The following is a 17,147-nucleotide window of genomic DNA, read 5'->3' as shown; positions in this document are numbered from 1 at the left end:
ACAAAAGATGGAAGCAGGCAAGCAGGCAAAAAGCACCAGTGAGTTATTGTCCATGTTTGGACTGGTGGTGGGCTGTGTTTTATTTGGATTGGGTAGTTTGATTGTCGCTCATGTTGATGGCGTGGGCGGTTTTGCGATGGCATTTTGGCGACTGTTGATCTCGGCAGGCATCTTTTTTGCTTTGGCGGTGCTGTTCGGTCAATCATTTCCCACCAACAAAAAAGCCATCGCATTTGCGGTGGCATCCGGCGTGGCACTTGGGCTAGATTTGGCACTCTGGCATGAGAGTATTTATGCGGTCGGACCAGGGATTTCAACACTGCTCAACAGCTTGCAGATTTTCTTTTTGGCGTTCATTGCCTTTGTGTGGTTTGGCGAGCGACAGACCAAAATGCAGCTTTCAAGTTTGGTGCTGGCGACGGTGGGCGTGGCACTCATTGCCAGCCCTGAGTTTGCTCATAATCAGGCGGCTTTGTGGGGTTTTGTCTCTGGCATTGCGTCTGGGGGATTTTTGGCGTTGTCCATGGCGTATGTTCGCCGTACGCACGAGACGGCAAAGGTGGCAATTTTTCCGATGATGACCATTGTTGGCATGGGCGGAGCGTTGTCATTATTACCCATGATGCTGATGTGGGACTGGGGGCAGATCATGCCAAGAACGATGAGTGAATGGGGCTGGATTTTTGTTTATGGGGCGGTCATGCAGTGCTTGGCGTGGGGGCTGATTGGCTATTCCATTCCAAAGCTGGCGCTGTCTTTGACAGGACTTCTCTTATTGACCGAGCCTGTGGCGGCACTGCTGATTGATTATTTTTGGCTAAATAAAGCGATCAATGGCACACAGTGGGGCGGTGCGTTTTTGGTGATGTTTGCCATCTATTTGGGTTCTTTAAAGGCAAAAAGCCATTAACTTTGCCACAAAAATCAAAAAGGCGAAAATCTTATATCCACCGAATGATAAAATTACCATGCAATGATGTGATGTCGTAGGTTGGGTTGAGTGAAACGAAACCCAACAAATTCAATAGCTTATGCTTAAAACGGTGGGCATAGCCCACCCTATGCGATTACCTAATTTTGTGGTAACTTTACCGCTCTATGGGTATAGATGATTGTTCGCCTTTTTTGTTATTTAGTGGCAGGTCTGATTTCAATCGGTAGCACCAAGCCTTCGCCAAATTTATCAGCAAACACATATTCGTGCGTGTCAGCGACCACCTCATGCGTGGTATGGACGATGAGTTTCATGTCCGCTCCATCGGTCAGCTCGTGGCTGCGGTAATGGTTTTCTAATTGGTCAAGTAATTTGCCTAAGGCTTCTGGGGCTGCCATACTCACGACAATGCTGTGCTGAGCGGCTTTATCGCTGATGTTGTAGGCTTTGGCGTAGTTTTTGACGGCATTGCTGTCAATGGCGATGGGATAGGCATAATTGGCGGTGTCGGCACGAGTGGTTTTGGTGTCAATGAACGACCAATCAATTTGAATGTTACCGTCTGCCGTTGTGATGGGTTTGGCTTCGGCTGTGCCATCGTCAGGCAATGTTTTTGCTAAGACTTCTAAATCATGGGGATTTGAGCCGTGTGATGACTCAGTGGCTGATACGGTAGTTGGTTGCTCGCTTGGGGTGGCTGCGGTGTTTGTGGCTTGTTGATCGCAAGCGGTCAGCAGGCAGACCAATAATGGCAAACAGACGATTTTTTTCATACAAAATCCTTAAAATAAGATACTAATAAACGCTTATAAATTCTCATAATAGCCAAATAAGTTGTGTAGGGTGGGTTTTGCCCACCATATTTAGCATAACTTATTGAATTTGTTGGGTTTTCTATTTGATGAGCCCAACCTATGACTACGGTCTTGTAGGAACGAAAGATTTTTCGCTCCTACGGATTTGCGGTACATTTTATATCAATTTTAAAATGCTTATTTTAGCGTAATTTTTGTGCCAGATTTGATAAAATTCATCACAAACTGGCTGTTAAAGTGATTGACATTGTTTTCACTGGTCAAAAATTTGCGTGTAAAAGCATGATAATCTTGCATATTTTGACTATTGACCACCAGCACAAAATCATAATCGCCAGAGATTTCATAGCACATCATGACTTGGGGTTCGGCAGACATCACTCGCTCAAAGCGCTGCTGCATGGAGACGCTGGAAGTTGCCATTTTAATCATCACCAGTACGGTCAGCGTGTAGCCCACCTTGACAGGGTCGATGATGGCGACTTGTCGGTCGATGATTTCATTGTCAATGAGTGTGTTGATACGGCGTTGAGCGGTGGCGACTGATACGCCTGCTTGTTCGGCGATGGTTTTGAGTGGCAAGGTCGCATCGTCTTGGAGTAGGTTTAAGATGAGTTTGTCGGTGTCGTCTAGCATCTGATTCATGATTACAATCATTCCATTGGCAAATGATGAAAAATTTTATCAATAAAGCAAAATTTTTGCAAAATAAAATCACAAATTGGCTTATTTTTGGCAATTTTTCTCAAAACAATCCATTAAAATGAGCGACATTCATTGCTTAATATTCTTTATTTCATATTATCAAGATTGACCGACCATGACCACCAACATTTCTTTATCTGATTCTGCTGTTTTGACCACACCTGTGGCATTAACATCGACCCAGACTGTCCAAGCTGAACACAAAAAACGCCGCCAATTTGTCTTTGGCGTGGCGTTGGTAGTGCTTGCCAATGTGCTGTTTGGCGTACTGTACTCGTACGGAAAATGGCTGTCGCCTTTGACAGGCACAAGTGTGTTTTTGTGGCGAATGGTGATGATTTTGGCGTGTTTGCTGGCATTTTTGGCAGTCAGTGGTCAGATGAAAGGTGTGGTTGATGATTTAAAGGCGGTGCGTGGCGTGAAGTCGTGGCTGTGGCTACTGGCACCGACCCCAATTTTTGCCAGCCAGCTGTGGCTATTCATGTGGGCACCGCTAAATAACCAAGGTGTACAGGCGGCGATGGGTTATTTTTTATTTCCATTGGTGATGGTGTTGTTTGGCTGTGTTTTTTAAAGAAAAATTAACCAAGATTCAGTGGCTTGCCGTTGCTTTGGCGTTGGCTGGCGTGTGTGCAGAGATTGTTCGCACGGGCGAAATCAGTTGGGCGACTTTTTGGGTATGCTTGACCTATCCGATTTATTACACCATGAGACGAGCCCAAGGTGTGCGTGCAGTTACAGGCTTATTTTTGGACGCAATACTCATCGCGCCGTTTTGCTTGGTGTACTTGCTCATGTATGACATGGCGACCGTGCATTTGGTATTGCAAGACGGCTGGCTACTCATCAAAGTAGCAGGACTGGGCGTGGTGAGTATTTTGGCATTGCAGTCGCATTTAGAAGCCAATCGCCTTTTGCCAGTGAGCTTATTTGGACTGATTGGTTATTTGGAGCCTGCGTTGTTATTTGTGCTTGCGGTAACGGTATTGGGCGGTGTGTTTACTTGGGACATGCTTACAAGCTACGGACTGATTTGGGCGGGGATTTTGTGTTTGATTGGGCAGGGCGTTTTTGCCATGCGTAAGAGCAAGCTCGCCTAATGGTGTGAATTGTTGATGAATACAAAAAAGGTCGCTAATATGGCGACCTTTTTTTGTGATGGGATTGGGCGTGTGATTAACGAAAATCCGCCTTAAAGCCACGCTTTTTGTCCATTTGCCAATCTCGCTCTTTTAAGGTGGCTCGCTTGTCGTGGAGTTTTTTGCCTTTGGCAAGGGCGATTTCACATTTGACACGAGATGCTTTCCAATAGCAAGACAGTGGCACGACCGCATAGCCTTTTTGATTAACCATGCCGAATAATTTGTCAATCTCACGGCGGTTGAGCAGTAGCTTTCGGGTGCGAATGTTGTCAGGGTTGATGTGCGTTGAGCTGGTCAGTAGTGGCTGAATGTGCGCACCGAACAAGAAAGCCTCGCCATTTTTAAAAATCACATAAGCGTCCGTGATGGTCATTTTGCCTGCACGAATGGATTTGACTTCCCAGCCTTCTAGGGCAAGCCCCGCCTCAAAAGTCTCTTCAATAAAATATTCATGCCTTGCTTTTTTGTTAGCGCAGATTTGGTTGCTTGGTTTTTTTGCCATGTTCGTTGTCCGATATTTTTTTAATTTTGCTATTATAACAAAATCTTGGCTTGGATAAAGTAGTGCATTTGTTACAAGTCGCTTTTACCAAAATATCCATCAATTCAATTTGCCTTTATGACGGATAATTGATACCATGATGGCGTGTTATTTTATTGACTTTATTTAAGGAATGTTTTTATGCTAAACAGCAAGCCTACTTTAGAGACTCTGCTCAATCATCGTTCGGTGCGTAAATACACAGGCGAGCCGATTTCCGATGAAATGCTGACCGCCATTTTAGAAGCGGGGCGTGCGGTCTCAACTTCCAGCTTTTTGCAGGCATCTAGCATCATTCGTGTCAAAGATACGGCAAAACGCACGGCACTGCGTCAGATTTCTTGTGATATGAGCGATGAAGCGTATCAGCAGGCGGTGGCTGATGGCAAGCGTTTGGGGCATGGCTATGTGGAATCGTGTGCCGAATATTTGGTATTTTGTATGGATGCCAAGCGCCACAACCAGCTTGCCGATGTGCAGACAGACTGGATGGAAGTAACCTTAATTGGGGCGATTGATGTGGCATTGATGGCACAAAATGTGCTGGCTGCTGCCGAGAGCTTGGGTTTAGGCGGTGTGTTCATCGGCTCACTGCGTAATGACATCGCCAGAGCGGGCGAAGTGCTGGGCTTGCCTGAGCATGTTGTGCCATTGTTTGGTCTGTGCTTGGGACACCCTGACTGGGAATCTAAAATCAACCAATCACAGCGTCCGCGTTTGCCATTAGAAGTGCTGGTCTCTACCGACACTTATCAAGTGGCAAGCGATGAAGCCTTGGCAGACTATAATGAACAAGTCAAAGCATACTACAACGGTCGTGGCTTGGATTTGGATTGGCGTGCTCAAATTGCCGATACCTTTGGCGGTGATGTGCGTCCGTTTGTGTTGGAATATTTGCAAAAACAAGGCTTTGCTAAGCGTTAATTTTGCCGATTTTCACTCATGATTCACACCAAAACCCTTTGTCATCGTTTGGCAAAGGGTTTTTTGATGGCAGGCTTTGCAATGTTGGATGCAATAAGTTATAATCTTTCTCATTTAGTCGGGGTGCGATGAGCTGAGATGATACCCGTGAACCTGTTCAGTTAATGCTGTCGTAGGAAACTAACCATGCCTAATTGTCTTTGGTCGTTGTGTTGATATGCAACGAGTTGTCATTCGTGATTTGTCGCTACAGTTTGGCGAGCAGTCCATTTTTCATCAATTTCACTTTTCCCTATCTGACGGGCGTTTTACCAGTCTGCTTGGTGCGTCAGGCGTGGGCAAATCCACGCTACTTAGAATCATTGCAGGTCTGCATACGGATTTTGTAGGCGATGTGCGTCTGGCGACTGGGACGACTTTGGCGTACATGGCACAGCAAGATGCCCTATATCCGTGGCTTTCGGTGCTTGATAATGTGCAACTGTTCGCCCATCTGTCTGGTAAACGCTCCGCCCAAACCCAAAGTCTGGCTCAAGATTTATTGGCAAAGGTAAAAATGAGCGAGCATTTGCACAAAAAACCCTACCAATTATCAGGTGGTCAGCGTCAGCGAGTGGCTTTGGCCCGTACGCTGATGAGCGATGCCAATTTGGTACTGATGGACGAGCCGTTTTCGGCATTGGATGCGGTTACTCGCCATGAGTTGCAGGCGTTGGCGTACGAATTGCTTTGTAATAAAACCGTGTTACTCATCACGCACGACCCCCAAGAAGCCATTCGTCTGAGCGATGACATTTATGTGCTAAAACATCAGCCTGCCACCATCGCCACAAAAATCAGTCCACAAACTCGCCCCATCAGGGCATTAGATGACGACAATTTTGGTCAGCTGCACGCCCAGCTTTTGCATGAATTGTCAGGGGATGCGTCATGAAGTGGCTAAAAGTTCCGCTCATTACTGTGATTTTGCTCGTCCTTTGGCAAATGGTGGTCGTCATTGGCGAGTTGCCACGCTATATTTTGCCAAGCCCCAGTTTGGTATGGCAGTCGTTTTTGGATCATCATGCACTGGTTTGGCAACACACAAAAATCACGCTGCTTGAAATCCTGCTTGGGCTTATCATTGGAGTATCTATGGGCGTTGTGTCGGCATTGATATTGAGTAGCTCTAAGAAAGTCTCGTCCGTGTTATTGCCATTATTAATCATCTCGCAGGCGATTCCTGTCTTTGCCATCGCCCCTTTGCTCGTGCTGTGGTTTGGCTATGGCATTGCCTCAAAAATCGTCATGACGGTGCTGATTATTTATTTTCCTGTGACGGCGGCGTGTTTTGATGGACTTCGTCAGACACCAGTGGCTTGGCTGGACATTGCCAAGACCTATCGCATTACGCCCATACAGATGTTATTAAAGGTGAAATTACCCGCCAGCTTGCCTGCTTTGGCATCAGGACTTCGCATTGCCATCTCCATCGCACCGATTGGGGCGGTGGTTGGTGAATGGGTGGGTTCGTCAGCAGGACTTGGCTATTTGATGTTGCACGCCAACGCCAGAATGCAGGTGGATTTGATGTTTGTGGCATTACTTGTTTTGCTTGTGATTGCTTTGTGCTTGTATTTTTTGGGCGATTATTTGTTAAAACGATGGGTGCCATGGGCAAATCATTTGCATTAAAAAGTATTTGAACAACCAAATCATTGGGTAAATGAAATGAACAAGGAGTTTTTATGAAATTTTCAAAAATCATCGCAACCACGCTGGCGACAGCTCTATTGGCGGCGTGTTCGCCAAAAGCAGACGACAAAGCCGCGCAAACCCAAGCAAGTACCACACAGCCTGTGTCGCTTTTGTTGGATTGGTTTGTTAATCCCAATCACGCTGCCATCATCATCGCCAAGCAAAAGGGCTATTTTGCTGAGCAGGGTTTGGCGGTGGATGTGGTTGAGCCTGCCGATCCGTCCATGCCACCGAAATTGGTTGCCGCAGGGCAGGCGGACATTGCGGTGGATTATCAGCCACAACTTCAACAGCAGGTTGCCGAAGGCTTGCCACTGGTGCGAATTGGCACGCTGATTAACACGCCTTTGAACAGCTTGGTGGTGCTAAAAGACAGCAACATTACCAAATTAGAAGACCTAAAAGGCAAAAAAATCGGCTATTCTGTGAGTGGTTTTGAAGAATTGCTCCTAAAAACCATGCTTAAATCTGCCAATTTAAGCGAAAAAGATGTCCAGATGATCAATGTCAATTGGTCGCTGTCGCCATCGCTACTGAGCAAGCAGGCAGATGGCGTGATTGGGGCGTTTCGTAATTTTGAACTCAATCAGCTAAAACTTGAAAAACATGAAGGCGTGGCGTTTTACCCAGAACAGCACGGCGTGCCAGCTTATGATGAGCTGATTTTTGTGGCAAAAAAAGACACCATCGGCGATGAAAAATACGCACGATTTATGACAGCCATCACCCAAGCGACTGATTTTATTGAGCAAAATCCAGACGAAGCATGGAAAATTTTCGTGAGCTACAAGCCAAATGAGCTGGACAATGAGCTCAATCGCATGGCGTGGGCGGACACTGTGCCACATCTGGCAAAACAGCCAAAAGCTCTAGATCAAGCACGCTATGAGCAGATGGCGACATTCATGCAAGAGCAAGGCTTGGTAAAAAGTTTGCCAAATGTGAGCGAATATGCGGTAGAGCTACCATAAGCGATATTTTTGCTTATTATTAAGTATGTCGCCACAATAAAACGCACTTGTTCATGGGTGCGTTTTTGGTTTAATTTTAAAGTCAAAACACAGACAGAAGTAAAATTGGTTTTAAATTAGCCAAAAATTTGATAGCATAAGCAGTTATTTTTAGCCAAATGATCAGCCAATGACGACACATACCCCAAAAAAAGCCCTATATCCTGGCACTTTTGATCCCATTACCAACGGACACATTGATCTTGTGAAGCGAGCTCTGCGATTGTTTGATGAAGTCGTCATTGCGGTGGCGTTTGCCCATCACAAAAAACCGTTGTTTAGCTTTGATGAGCGAGTGGCGATGGTCAAGGCGGTGTTCGCAGGCGAGTCGCGTGTGTCGGTGGTGGGTTTTGAGGGGCTCTTGGTGGATTTTGCCAAAGAACAAGACGCTCAAGCGGTGATTCGTGGGCTTAGAGCGGTTTCGGATTTTGAGTATGAATTTGGCTTGGCGAACATGAACCGCAGTCTTGATGAGAATTTTGAAGCGGTATTTTTAACGCCATCACAAGAATATTCTTTTGTTTCATCAACTTTGGTGCGTGAAGTGGCAAAATTGGGCGGCGATGTGTCCAAATTTGTGCCACCTTGTGTATTGGTAGGTTTTACCGAAAAATTTCCTGAGTATCACTAGTTTTTGCTTTACCCATTTTTACTTTAACAATAATTATCAATAATAATGGCACTAAAAATTACCGAAGAATGCATCAATTGTGATGTGTGCGAACCTGTTTGCCCCAATGAAGCAATATCAGCAGGCGACGACATTTATGTCATCAATCCTGATCTTTGTACCGAGTGCGTTGGGCATTATGATACGCCACAGTGTGTAGATATTTGTCCAGTAGATTGCATTCCAAAAGACCCTGATCATATTGAAGATGAGTCGGCACTTTTGGCAAAGTATCATAGAATTACAGGCTAGTGTTGGATTTTTGAAAATTCATGCTATAATAAGCAATTGGCAGACCAGACAATCGCTGCTTCTATTAGAAGGGGAGGAAAGTCCGGGCTACACAGGGCAGAGTGCTAGCTAACGGCTAGGGGGCGAAAGTCCACGACCAGTGCAACAGAGAGCAGACCGCCTATGTATATAGGTAAGGGTGAAAGGGTGGGGTAAGAGCCCACCGCATGACTGGCAACAGTTCATGGCATGGTAAACTCCACTCGTAGCAAGACCAAATAGGTGTTCAATGGGTTGCCCGCTCAGAACACGGGTAGGTTGCTTGAGCGTGCCAGCGATGGTACGCCTAGATGAATGATTGTCCACGACAGAACCCGGCTTATCGGTTTGCCTAATTTTTTAAAAATTTTCTAAAAATATGAAAATTACCATTGACAGCGAATAAAACTGTCTGTATAATTCGCACCCTGTAACGGCGATGTAGCTCAGCTGGTTAGAGCGCACGACTCATAATCGTGAGGTCAAGAGTTCAAGTCTCTTCATCGCCACCAATTATAAAATAATTTGAAAAAAGCTATTGACTTCAATTCAAAATATTGTATAATAAAATTTCTGCTGACGACAAAGCATTTTTTAAAATAAAAATAAATTTTTTTAAAAAAGCTTGACAACACAAAATACTGTGATAAAATGGTCAGCCTTGATTGATGATACAGACGATGTATCAGACACTATTTAAAATCAAAACTAAAGAACAACTTGTGTGGATTTTTGCTAATACAAGATAATATAAAAATTATCATTTATCAAGCAAAAATACTCAAAGTTAATTCATTTACACGATGAGCAAATTTTGCTAGTAATAAATGAGCCAAAATTAAAAGTCCTAACTTTTTATTTTACTTTCTAAGTAAATAATCAATTAGGCAACACAAAGATTAAACTGAAGAGTTTGATCATGGCTCAGATTGAACGCTGGCGGCAGGCTTAACACATGCAAGTCGAACGATGATTATCTAGCTTGCTAGATATGATTAGTGGCGAACGGGTGAGTAATGCTTAGGAATCTGCCTATTAGTGGGGGATAACTATCCGAAAGGATAGCTAATACCGCATACGTCTTACGAGAGAAAGGGGGCTTTTAGCTCTCGCTAATAGATGAGCCTAAGTCGGATTAGCTAGTTGGTGGGGTAAAGGCCTACCAAGGCGACGATCTGTAGCTGGTCTGAGAGGATGATCAGCCACACTGGGACTGAGACACGGCCCAGACTCCTACGGGAGGCAGCAGTGGGGAATATTGGACAATGGGCGAAAGCCTGATCCAGCCATGCCGCGTGTGTGAAGAAGGCCTTTTGGTTGTAAAGCACTTTAAGTGGGGAGGAAAAGCTAATGGTTAATACCCATTAGCCCTGACGTTACCCACAGAATAAGCACCGGCTAACTCTGTGCCAGCAGCCGCGGTAATACAGAGGGTGCAAGCGTTAATCGGAATTACTGGGCGTAAAGCGCGCGTAGGTGGCTTATTAAGTCAGATGTGAAAGCCCCGGGCTTAACCTGGGAACTGCATCTGATACTGGTAAGCTAGAGTAGGTGAGAGGGGAGTAGAATTCCAGGTGTAGCGGTGAAATGCGTAGAGATCTGGAGGAATACCGATGGCGAAGGCAGCTCCCTGGCATCATACTGACACTGAGGTGCGAAAGCGTGGGTAGCAAACAGGATTAGATACCCTGGTAGTCCACGCCGTAAACGATGTCTACCAGTCGTTGGGTCTCTTGAAGACTTAGTGACGCAGTTAACGCAATAAGTAGACCGCCTGGGGAGTACGGCCGCAAGGTTAAAACTCAAATGAATTGACGGGGGCCCGCACAAGCGGTGGAGCATGTGGTTTAATTCGATGCAACGCGAAGAACCTTACCTGGTCTTGACATACTAAGAATCTTGCAGAGATGCGAGAGTGCCTTCGGGAACTTAGATACAGGTGCTGCATGGCTGTCGTCAGCTCGTGTCGTGAGATGTTGGGTTAAGTCCCGCAACGAGCGCAACCCTTTTCCTTAGTTACCAGCGACTCGGTCGGGAACTCTAAGGATACTGCCAGTGACAAACTGGAGGAAGGCGGGGACGACGTCAAGTCATCATGGCCCTTACGACCAGGGCTACACACGTGCTACAATGGTTGGTACAAAGGGTTGCTACACAGCGATGTGATGCTAATCTCAAAAAGCCAATCGTAGTCCGGATTGGAGTCTGCAACTCGACTCCATGAAGTCGGAATCGCTAGTAATCGCAGATCAGAATGCTGCGGTGAATACGTTCCCGGGCCTTGTACACACCGCCCGTCACACCATGGGAGTTGATCTCACCAGAAGTGGTTAGCCTAACGCAAGAGGGCGATCACCACGGTGGGGTCGATGACTGGGGTGAAGTCGTAACAAGGTAGCCGTAGGGGAACCTGCGGCTGGATCACCTCCTTAATGAATTATCTGATTAGCAAGAATTCACAACAAGTTGTTCTTTAGGAAGATGTTTAAAACGGGTCTATAGCTCAGTTGGTTAGAGCACCGTGTTGATAACGCGGGGGTCATAAGTTCAAGTCTTATTAGACCCACCATTTTGGGGCCATAGCTCAGTTGGTAGAGCGCCTGCCTTGCACGCAGGAGGTCAGGAGTTCGACTCTCCTTGGCTCCACCAATCATTAATTAGAACTAAGCAATCAAAACCAAGTTTAGATTTCTTATTTCTACTTAATGTAGAACATCTTATAAACTGACGAAGTTTATATCATTATTTAACAACATGATTATGAGTCTGGGTAATTTATTTATTCCAACAAATAAATTACCATGGTAAGTACACCCCAAAATGTACTTACCTAAAGTAAAGAGAACTGAATCAAGCGTAAACATAGGTGAATCGTTACACATTACCCTTATGACACCAAGACTACTTGGGGTTGTATGGTCAAGTAATGAAGTGCACATGGTGGATGCCTTGGCAGTCAGAGGCGATGAAAGACGTGATAGCCTGCGATAAGCGTCGGTGAGGTGGCAATATCCTGTGACCCGGCGATTTCTGAATGGGGAAACCCACTTATCATAAGATAGGTATTCTATCCTTTGGATAGAAGGCAAACCGGGAGAAGTGAAACATCTCAGTACCCCGAGGAAAAGACATCAATAGAGATTCCCCAAGTAGCGGCGAGCGAACGGGGAGGAGCCGATCAAACTTGTAGTAGCAAAATGGCGTGGGAAAGCCAACCATAGTAGGTGATAGTCCTGTATGCGAAACTGCAAATGCGACATATTAAGTAGGGCGAGACACGTGAAATCTTGTCTGAAGATGGGGGGACCATCCTCCAAGGCTAAATACTCCTGACTGACCGATAGTGAACCAGTACCGTGAGGGAAAGGCGAAAAGAACCCCTGTTAGGGGAGTGAAATAGAACCTGAAACCGTGTGCATACAAGCAGTCGGAGCGGATTTATTCCGTGACGGCGTACCTTTTGTATAATGGGTCAGCGACTTATATTCTGTAGCAAGGTTAACCGTTTAGGGGAGCCGTAGGGAAACCGAGTCTTAATAGGGCGATTTAGTTGCAGGGTATAGACCCGAAACCGAGTGATCTATCCATGAGCAGGTTGAAAGTGCCGTAACAGGCACCGGAGGACCGAACCCACTGTCGTTGAAAAGCCAGGGGATGACTTGTGGATAGGGGTGAAAGGCTAATCAAACTCGGTGATAGCTGGTTCTCCCCGAAAGCTATTTAGGTAGCGCCTCGGACGAATACCATTGGGGGTAGAGCACTGTTTCGGCTAGGGGGTCATCCCGACTTACCAAACCGATGCAAACTCCGAATACCGATGAGTACTATCCGGGAGACAGACGGCGGGTGCTAACGTCCGTCGTCAAGAGGGAAACAACCCAGACCGCCAGCTAAGGCCCCAAATTCCTAGTTAAGTGGGAAACGATGTGGGAAGGCACAGACAGCTAGGAGGTTGGCTTAGAAGCAGCCACCCTTTAAAGAAAGCGTAATAGCTCACTAGTCGAGTCGGCCTGCGCGGAAGATGTAACGGGGCTCAAACTAGGAGCCGAAGCTGCGGATTTAATTGTTTCAATTAAGTGGTAGGGGAGCGTTGTGTAAGCCTGTGAAGGTGTGCTGTAAGGCATGCTGGAGGTATCACAAGAGCGAATGCTGACGTGAGTAACGACAAAACGGGTGAAAAGCCCGTTCGCCGGAAGACCAAGGGTTCCAGTCCAACGTTAATCGGGGCTGGGTGAGTCGACCCCTAAGGCGAGGCCGAAAGGCGTAGTCGATGGGAAATCGGTTAATATTCCGATACTTGTTTATGATGCGATGGAGGGACGGAGAAGGTTATGTCAGCCTGGCGTTGGTTGTCCAGGTGGAAGGATGTAGGTAGGTTTAGTAGGCAAATCCGCTAGACTATTACTGAGATCTGATAGCAAGCCAGTTTACTGGCGAAGTGGCAAATACCATGCTTCCAGGAAAAGCTTCTAAGCGATAGTCATAAAGAAATCGTACCCGAAACCGACACAGGTGGTCAGGTAGAGAATACCAAGGCGCTTGAGAGAACTCTGCTGAAGGAACTAGGCAAAATGGTACCGTAACTTCGGGAGAAGGTACGCTGCCGATGGTGATAAGACTTGCTCTTTGAGCTGTTGGCAGTCGCAGATACCAGGCTGCTGCAACTGTTTATTAAAAACACAGCACTCTGCAAACACGAAAGTGGACGTATAGGGTGTGATGCCTGCCCGGTGCTGGAAGGTTAATTGATGGGGTTAGCGTAAGCGAAGCTCTTGATCGAAGCCCCAGTAAACGGCGGCCGTAACTATAACGGTCCTAAGGTAGCGAAATTCCTTGTCGGGTAAGTTCCGACCTGCACGAATGGCATAATGATGGCAGCGCTGTCTCCAGCAGAGACTCAGTGAAATCGAAATCGCAGTGAAGATGCTGTGTACCCGCGGCTAGACGGAAAGACCCCGTGAACCTTTACTACAGCTTTACATTGAACTTTGACCTAACTTGTGTAGGATAGGTGGGAGGCTTTGAAGTAGGGACGCCAGTTCCTATGGAGCCATCCTTGAAATACCACCCTGGTTATGTTGGGGTTCTAACTTGAGATTAACAGATCTAAGGACAATGTATGGTGGGTAGTTTGACTGGGGCGGTCTCCTCCTAAAGAGTAACGGAGGAGTACGAAGGTGCGCTCAGGACGGTCGGAAATCGTCCATAGAGTATAAAGGCAAAAGCGCGCTTAACTGCGAGACCCACAAGTCGAGCAGGTACGAAAGTAGGTCTTAGTGATCCGGTGGTTCTGTATGGAAGGGCCATCGCTCAACGGATAAAAGGTACTCTGGGGATAACAGGCTGATACCGCCCAAGAGTTCATATCGACGGCGGTGTTTGGCACCTCGATGTCGGCTCATCTCATCCTGGGGCTGAAGCAGGTCCCAAGGGTATGGCTGTTCGCCATTTAAAGAGGTACGCGAGCTGGGTTTAGAACGTCGTGAGACAGTTCGGTCCCTATCTACCGTGGGCGTTGGAAATTTGAGAGGATCTGCTCCTAGTACGAGAGGACCAGAGTGGACGAACCTCTGGTGTTCCGGTTGTTACGCCAGTAGCATCGCCGGGTAGCTATGTTCGGATCGGATAACCGCTGAAAGCATCTAAGCGGGAAGCCGACCTCAAGATAAGATTTCCCTAAAGAGCCGTTGTAGACTACGACGTTGATAGGTTGGGTGTGGAAGCATAGTGATATGTGTAGCTAACCAATACTAATTGCTCGTTTGGCTTGACCATACAACACCCAAGTGGTTTACCACTGACAGTGTTAATGGAAAGTGTAAAGATTTTACCTAACAAGCTTGAATCAATCTTGAATAAAAATAAAATAACAGACTCATAACAGCGTTGTTAATCCTTTTACGCTGACGACAATAGCAAGATGGAACCACCTGATCCCTTCCCGAACTCAGAAGTGAAACGTCTTAGCGCCGATGGTAGTGTGGTTCGCCCATGTGAGAGTAGGTCATCGTCAGCACCTTATTTAGCCCCCTCTGTCGGATGATGGAGGGGGTTTTTGGTTTTTAAATTTCTGTTGAAGGTGGTGGGGTGTGTTATAATGCTTGGTAATTCTTTGATTTGAATATTTGATCAACTCATGAAAAAAATGACCATGCCTAAGCACCTGCTTGCTACCAGGGGTATTATTAGGAATAATCACTTGCTTGGCATTGCCTTTGGAGCGATGCTTGGCAGTAATAAGCACGCCAATTCACAGGCGGTGATTGCTTGGGGAAAAAAGCCCAGTAGCGTGCGAGCTTATCACTTGGCTCAGTCATTGTCCCTGCCCTTGATTACTGTTGAAGATGGCTTTTTGCGGTCGCTTGATGGTGGTGTGAATAGTAAATTTGCAGCAAGTTTTGTGGCGGACGATCAGGGGATTTATTTTGATTTATCACAGCCAAATTTGTTGCAAGCACTGATCATTGCAACCATGAAAAATTGGAGCGATGAATGGTTTGATCAATCAAAAGCATGGATTAACAAGATTACTACCCAACATTTATCCAAATACAATGCAACAAAATCTGCACCAGATTTGACCGAATTGGCTGGCAACAGTCAAAGTCATGTCATTATTATTGATCAAGTGAAGGGCGATGCGTCTATTTCTGGGGCGGGGGCTACGGCTGATGATTTTAATGCCATGATTGCTCATGCAAAAGACGCTTATCCCAATGCCAATATCTGGATTAAGACTCATCCAGAGGGCAAAGGGTATTTTGCGGATGAAGTGCAGGGCGTTTATTATTTAAAAGAGCTGTGTAATTCAATTGCTTTGCTTAGACAGGCTGTCGCTGTTTATACGGTCAGTAGCCACATGGGCTTTGAGGCCTTGCTACTTGGCAAAAAAGTGCATTGCTTTGGGGTGAGTTGGTATGCAGGCTTTGGGCTGACAGATGATACGCATTTGCTGGATAAACCGTTTTATTGTGAGGCTCGTGCTTGTCATGGCGTTGAGGCGACTGCCAGCGTGGAGCAGCTTTTTTATGCCAGCTATGTATTGTACAGCCATTATGCCAATCCTGCCACCAAAAAAGCGTGCGACATTGACACGGTGATTGATTATTTGACACGAAACCGAGATTGGCAGGATAGACTGGCGGGTAATGTGCTGGCTTATGATTTTAGTCGCTGGAAAGTGGCTTTTGTGCGTGCATTTTTGGGCTTTCCTAAGGTGCAAATGCATTTTTCAATCAAAAAAATCTGGGCAAATTTTGCTCAAATTTCAAGAAAAATTGCAAGAATTTATGACGATACTTGCGTATTAAAGCCATTTTTGCAACAAAAAAATCGTTCTTATGTTACTTGGGGCATTCAAAGTAAGCGACTGCTCGCACAAAAACTGGCAGTATTGGGCGAGTCTGATGCCGCCATTTGGTGTATGGAAGATGGGTTTATTCGCTCCAATGGCTTAGGGGCGAGTCTGATTGCACCTTTGTCGGTGGTCATGGATGATGTGGGCATTTATTATGATGCCACCGCTCCTAGTCGCCTTGAGGTGATCTTGGCAAATATTGTCTTGACGGACGAAGAGCATCAAAGAGCCAACCGTTTGCACGAGCTACTTTTGACCAAACGGGTCAGTAAGTATAATGTCGGTGTGAGTAATGATGATTTTATAAATAAAATCAATAGTTTAAGAAAGCAAAAACCAAATGCTTTAATTCGCCTTGTGGTGGGGCAAGTAGAAGATGATGCATCAGTGCAAAGCTGTGCCAGTAGGATTGTTAAAAATGCAGATTTGCTTGCTAAGGTGCGTGCAGATTTTCCTGATGATGTGATCATTTATAAGCCACACCCAGATGTGGAGGCGGGGCTAAGAGTTGGGCATGTGGAGAATACTGCTTTTGCGGATATGGTGGCGTCCGATGTTGCCATGCCAGATTGTCTGGATGTGTGCGATGTGGTGCATACCATCAGTTCGCTGACAGGTTTTGAGGCTTTGTTGCGTGGGCGAGAGGTGGTGTGTTATGGCGTGCCGTTTTATGCAGGATTTGGGCTGACGGTGGATGTGGTAGAGCCGGATAATCTGCCAAAAATTGACGCCCTAAATCGCCGCAAGCGTTCGCCTTTGTCGTTGGAGGCGTTGATTTTTGGGACGCTGATTGACTATCCTTTGTATCATTTGCCCAAAGGTTACGGCTTGGCGACACCTGAAGAAGTGATTGATTATTTGTACAATCAACCCACCGCTGTAAAACGCTCAGTCATTACTCGTCTTTGGCAAAGGGTAAAAACTGTTGCCATGCGGTTTTATAATGATACAAAACGATAACTCAAAATTGGATAAAATTGTGCTAAAATAGAGTGTTTTTATCATCACTGTTTTTTTGAACCATCAAATTTAAGTCACCAAG

13 protein-coding genes, 3 tRNA genes, 3 rRNA genes, 1 other RNA gene and 1 riboswitch are annotated in these 17,147 nt (G+C 46.0%); of the genes, 17 read left to right on the top strand and 3 right to left on the bottom strand.

What is annotated here, in order from left to right:
- Positions 1–7: 7 nt before the first annotated feature.
- Positions 8–910, top strand: a complete 903-nt coding sequence (locus tag LU290_RS10040) for a DMT family transporter (protein ID WP_277808439.1) — start codon at positions 8–10, stop codon at positions 908–910.
- A gap of 218 nt (positions 911–1,128) precedes the next feature.
- Here LU290_RS10040 and LU290_RS10035 read toward each other — a convergent pair whose 3' ends face one another.
- Both LU290_RS10035 and LU290_RS10030 read right to left on the bottom strand, forming a co-directional pair.
- Positions 1,129–1,707 carry a hypothetical protein gene (locus tag LU290_RS10035; RefSeq protein ID WP_277808438.1) on the bottom strand — a complete coding sequence of 193 codons (579 nt, stop codon included), beginning with the start codon at positions 1,705–1,707 and terminating at the stop codon, positions 1,129–1,131.
- 219 nt (positions 1,708–1,926) lie between these two features.
- Complete coding sequence (locus tag LU290_RS10030; RefSeq protein WP_277808437.1) at positions 1,927–2,394, bottom strand: Lrp/AsnC family transcriptional regulator; 468 nt, start codon at positions 2,392–2,394, stop codon at positions 1,927–1,929.
- A 175-nt stretch (positions 2,395–2,569) separates the two neighbouring features.
- Between LU290_RS10030 and LU290_RS10025 the strand changes: the two genes are divergently transcribed.
- Positions 2,570–3,028 (top strand): EamA family transporter, encoded by a 459-nt coding sequence (locus LU290_RS10025; RefSeq protein ID WP_277808436.1) that lies wholly within the window; start codon positions 2,570–2,572, stop codon positions 3,026–3,028.
- Complete coding sequence (locus LU290_RS10020) at positions 3,012–3,554, top strand: EamA family transporter (RefSeq protein WP_277808435.1); 543 nt, start codon at positions 3,012–3,014, stop codon at positions 3,552–3,554. Before LU290_RS10025 ends, LU290_RS10020 begins: the two co-directional genes overlap by 17 nt.
- A gap of 76 nt (positions 3,555–3,630) precedes the next feature.
- On the opposite strand, the gene smpB is transcribed toward LU290_RS10020, so the two are convergent.
- Complete coding sequence (gene smpB, locus LU290_RS10015; protein WP_277808434.1) at positions 3,631–4,098, bottom strand: SsrA-binding protein SmpB; 468 nt, start codon at positions 4,096–4,098, stop codon at positions 3,631–3,633.
- A gap of 180 nt (positions 4,099–4,278) precedes the next feature.
- On the opposite strand from smpB, the gene nfsA reads away from it, so the two are divergent.
- From nfsA to LU290_RS09945, 14 genes are all read left to right on the top strand, one after another.
- Positions 4,279–5,061 carry an oxygen-insensitive NADPH nitroreductase gene (gene nfsA, locus LU290_RS10010; protein WP_277808433.1) on the top strand — a complete coding sequence of 261 codons (783 nt, stop codon included), beginning with the start codon at positions 4,279–4,281 and terminating at the stop codon, positions 5,059–5,061.
- Positions 5,062–5,170: 109 nt separating this feature from the next.
- Positions 5,171–5,257, top strand: a riboswitch (TPP riboswitch).
- A gap of 21 nt (positions 5,258–5,278) precedes the next feature.
- Positions 5,279–5,995: an ABC transporter ATP-binding protein gene (locus LU290_RS10005; protein WP_277808432.1), complete on the top strand. Its 717-nt coding sequence runs from the start codon at positions 5,279–5,281 to the stop codon at positions 5,993–5,995.
- The gene (locus LU290_RS10000) at positions 5,992–6,735 is read left to right on the top strand and encodes an ABC transporter permease (RefSeq protein ID WP_277808431.1); all 744 of its coding nucleotides are present in this window, start codon (positions 5,992–5,994) and stop codon (positions 6,733–6,735) included. The genes LU290_RS10005 and LU290_RS10000 overlap by 4 nt, the downstream gene beginning before the upstream one ends.
- Positions 6,736–6,788: 53 nt before the next feature.
- Complete coding sequence (locus tag LU290_RS09995; RefSeq protein WP_277808430.1) at positions 6,789–7,769, top strand: ABC transporter substrate-binding protein; 981 nt, start codon at positions 6,789–6,791, stop codon at positions 7,767–7,769.
- 169 nt (positions 7,770–7,938) lie between these two features.
- Complete coding sequence (coaD, locus tag LU290_RS09990) at positions 7,939–8,439, top strand: pantetheine-phosphate adenylyltransferase (protein ID WP_277808429.1); 501 nt, start codon at positions 7,939–7,941, stop codon at positions 8,437–8,439.
- A gap of 45 nt (positions 8,440–8,484) precedes the next feature.
- A complete protein-coding gene (locus LU290_RS09985) occupies positions 8,485–8,730 on the top strand; it encodes a YfhL family 4Fe-4S dicluster ferredoxin (RefSeq protein WP_277808428.1) in 246 nt (81 codons plus the stop codon).
- 36 nt (positions 8,731–8,766) lie between these two features.
- An RNA gene (gene rnpB / locus LU290_RS09980) (RNase P RNA component class A) lies at positions 8,767–9,107 on the top strand.
- 76 nt (positions 9,108–9,183) lie between these two features.
- Positions 9,184–9,260 (top strand) — tRNA-Met (locus LU290_RS09975).
- A gap of 389 nt (positions 9,261–9,649) precedes the next feature.
- Positions 9,650–11,180 (top strand): 16S ribosomal RNA (locus tag LU290_RS09970).
- Between the two features lie 60 nt (positions 11,181–11,240).
- Positions 11,241–11,317 (top strand) — tRNA-Ile (locus LU290_RS09965).
- A 4-nt stretch (positions 11,318–11,321) separates the two neighbouring features.
- A tRNA-Ala gene (locus LU290_RS09960) sits at positions 11,322–11,397 on the top strand.
- 268 nt (positions 11,398–11,665) lie between these two features.
- Positions 11,666–14,523: ribosomal RNA gene (locus LU290_RS09955) — 23S ribosomal RNA — on the top strand.
- Positions 14,524–14,650: 127 nt separating this feature from the next.
- Positions 14,651–14,764, top strand: a 5S ribosomal RNA gene (rrf, locus tag LU290_RS09950).
- The 16S, 23S and 5S rRNA genes sit together here with 3 tRNA genes alongside, the layout of an rRNA operon.
- Positions 14,765–14,884: 120 nt before the next feature.
- A complete protein-coding gene (locus tag LU290_RS09945) occupies positions 14,885–17,065 on the top strand; it encodes a capsule polysaccharide biogenesis protein (RefSeq protein ID WP_277808427.1) in 2,181 nt (726 codons plus the stop codon).
- Positions 17,066–17,147 lie beyond the last annotated feature (82 nt).

It is taken from the genome of Moraxella nasibovis, from assembly GCF_029581575.1.
GTDB lineage: Bacteria > Pseudomonadota > Gammaproteobacteria > Pseudomonadales > Moraxellaceae > Moraxella > Moraxella nasibovis.
The sequence above is the reverse complement of the archived record's forward strand: the minus strand, read 5'-3'. Positions and strand labels throughout refer to the sequence as shown.

Bases quoted from the DNA above. Each gene is read 5' to 3' on its own strand.
- LU290_RS09995 (WP_277808430.1), top strand. From the start codon at position 6,789: ATGAAATTTTCAAAAATCATCGCAACCACGCTGGCGACAGCTCTATTG.
- LU290_RS10000 (WP_277808431.1), top strand. From the start codon at position 5,992: ATGAAGTGGCTAAAAGTTCCGCTCATTACTGTGATTTTGCTCGTCCTT.
- LU290_RS09945 (WP_277808427.1), top strand. From the start codon at position 14,885: ATGAAAAAAATGACCATGCCTAAGCACCTGCTTGCTACCAGGGGTATT.
- LU290_RS09985 (WP_277808428.1), top strand. From the start codon at position 8,485: ATGGCACTAAAAATTACCGAAGAATGCATCAATTGTGATGTGTGCGAA.
- nfsA (WP_277808433.1), top strand. From the start codon at position 4,279: ATGCTAAACAGCAAGCCTACTTTAGAGACTCTGCTCAATCATCGTTCG.
- LU290_RS10005 (WP_277808432.1), top strand. From the start codon at position 5,279: ATGCAACGAGTTGTCATTCGTGATTTGTCGCTACAGTTTGGCGAGCAG.
- LU290_RS10040 (WP_277808439.1), top strand. From the start codon at position 8: ATGGAAGCAGGCAAGCAGGCAAAAAGCACCAGTGAGTTATTGTCCATG.
- smpB (WP_277808434.1), bottom strand. From the start codon at position 4,098: ATGGCAAAAAAACCAAGCAACCAAATCTGCGCTAACAAAAAAGCAAGG.
- LU290_RS10025 (WP_277808436.1), top strand. From the start codon at position 2,570: ATGACCACCAACATTTCTTTATCTGATTCTGCTGTTTTGACCACACCT.
- coaD (WP_277808429.1), top strand. From the start codon at position 7,939: ATGACGACACATACCCCAAAAAAAGCCCTATATCCTGGCACTTTTGAT.
- LU290_RS10035 (WP_277808438.1), bottom strand. From the start codon at position 1,707: ATGAAAAAAATCGTCTGTTTGCCATTATTGGTCTGCCTGCTGACCGCT.
- LU290_RS10030 (WP_277808437.1), bottom strand. From the start codon at position 2,394: ATGAATCAGATGCTAGACGACACCGACAAACTCATCTTAAACCTACTC.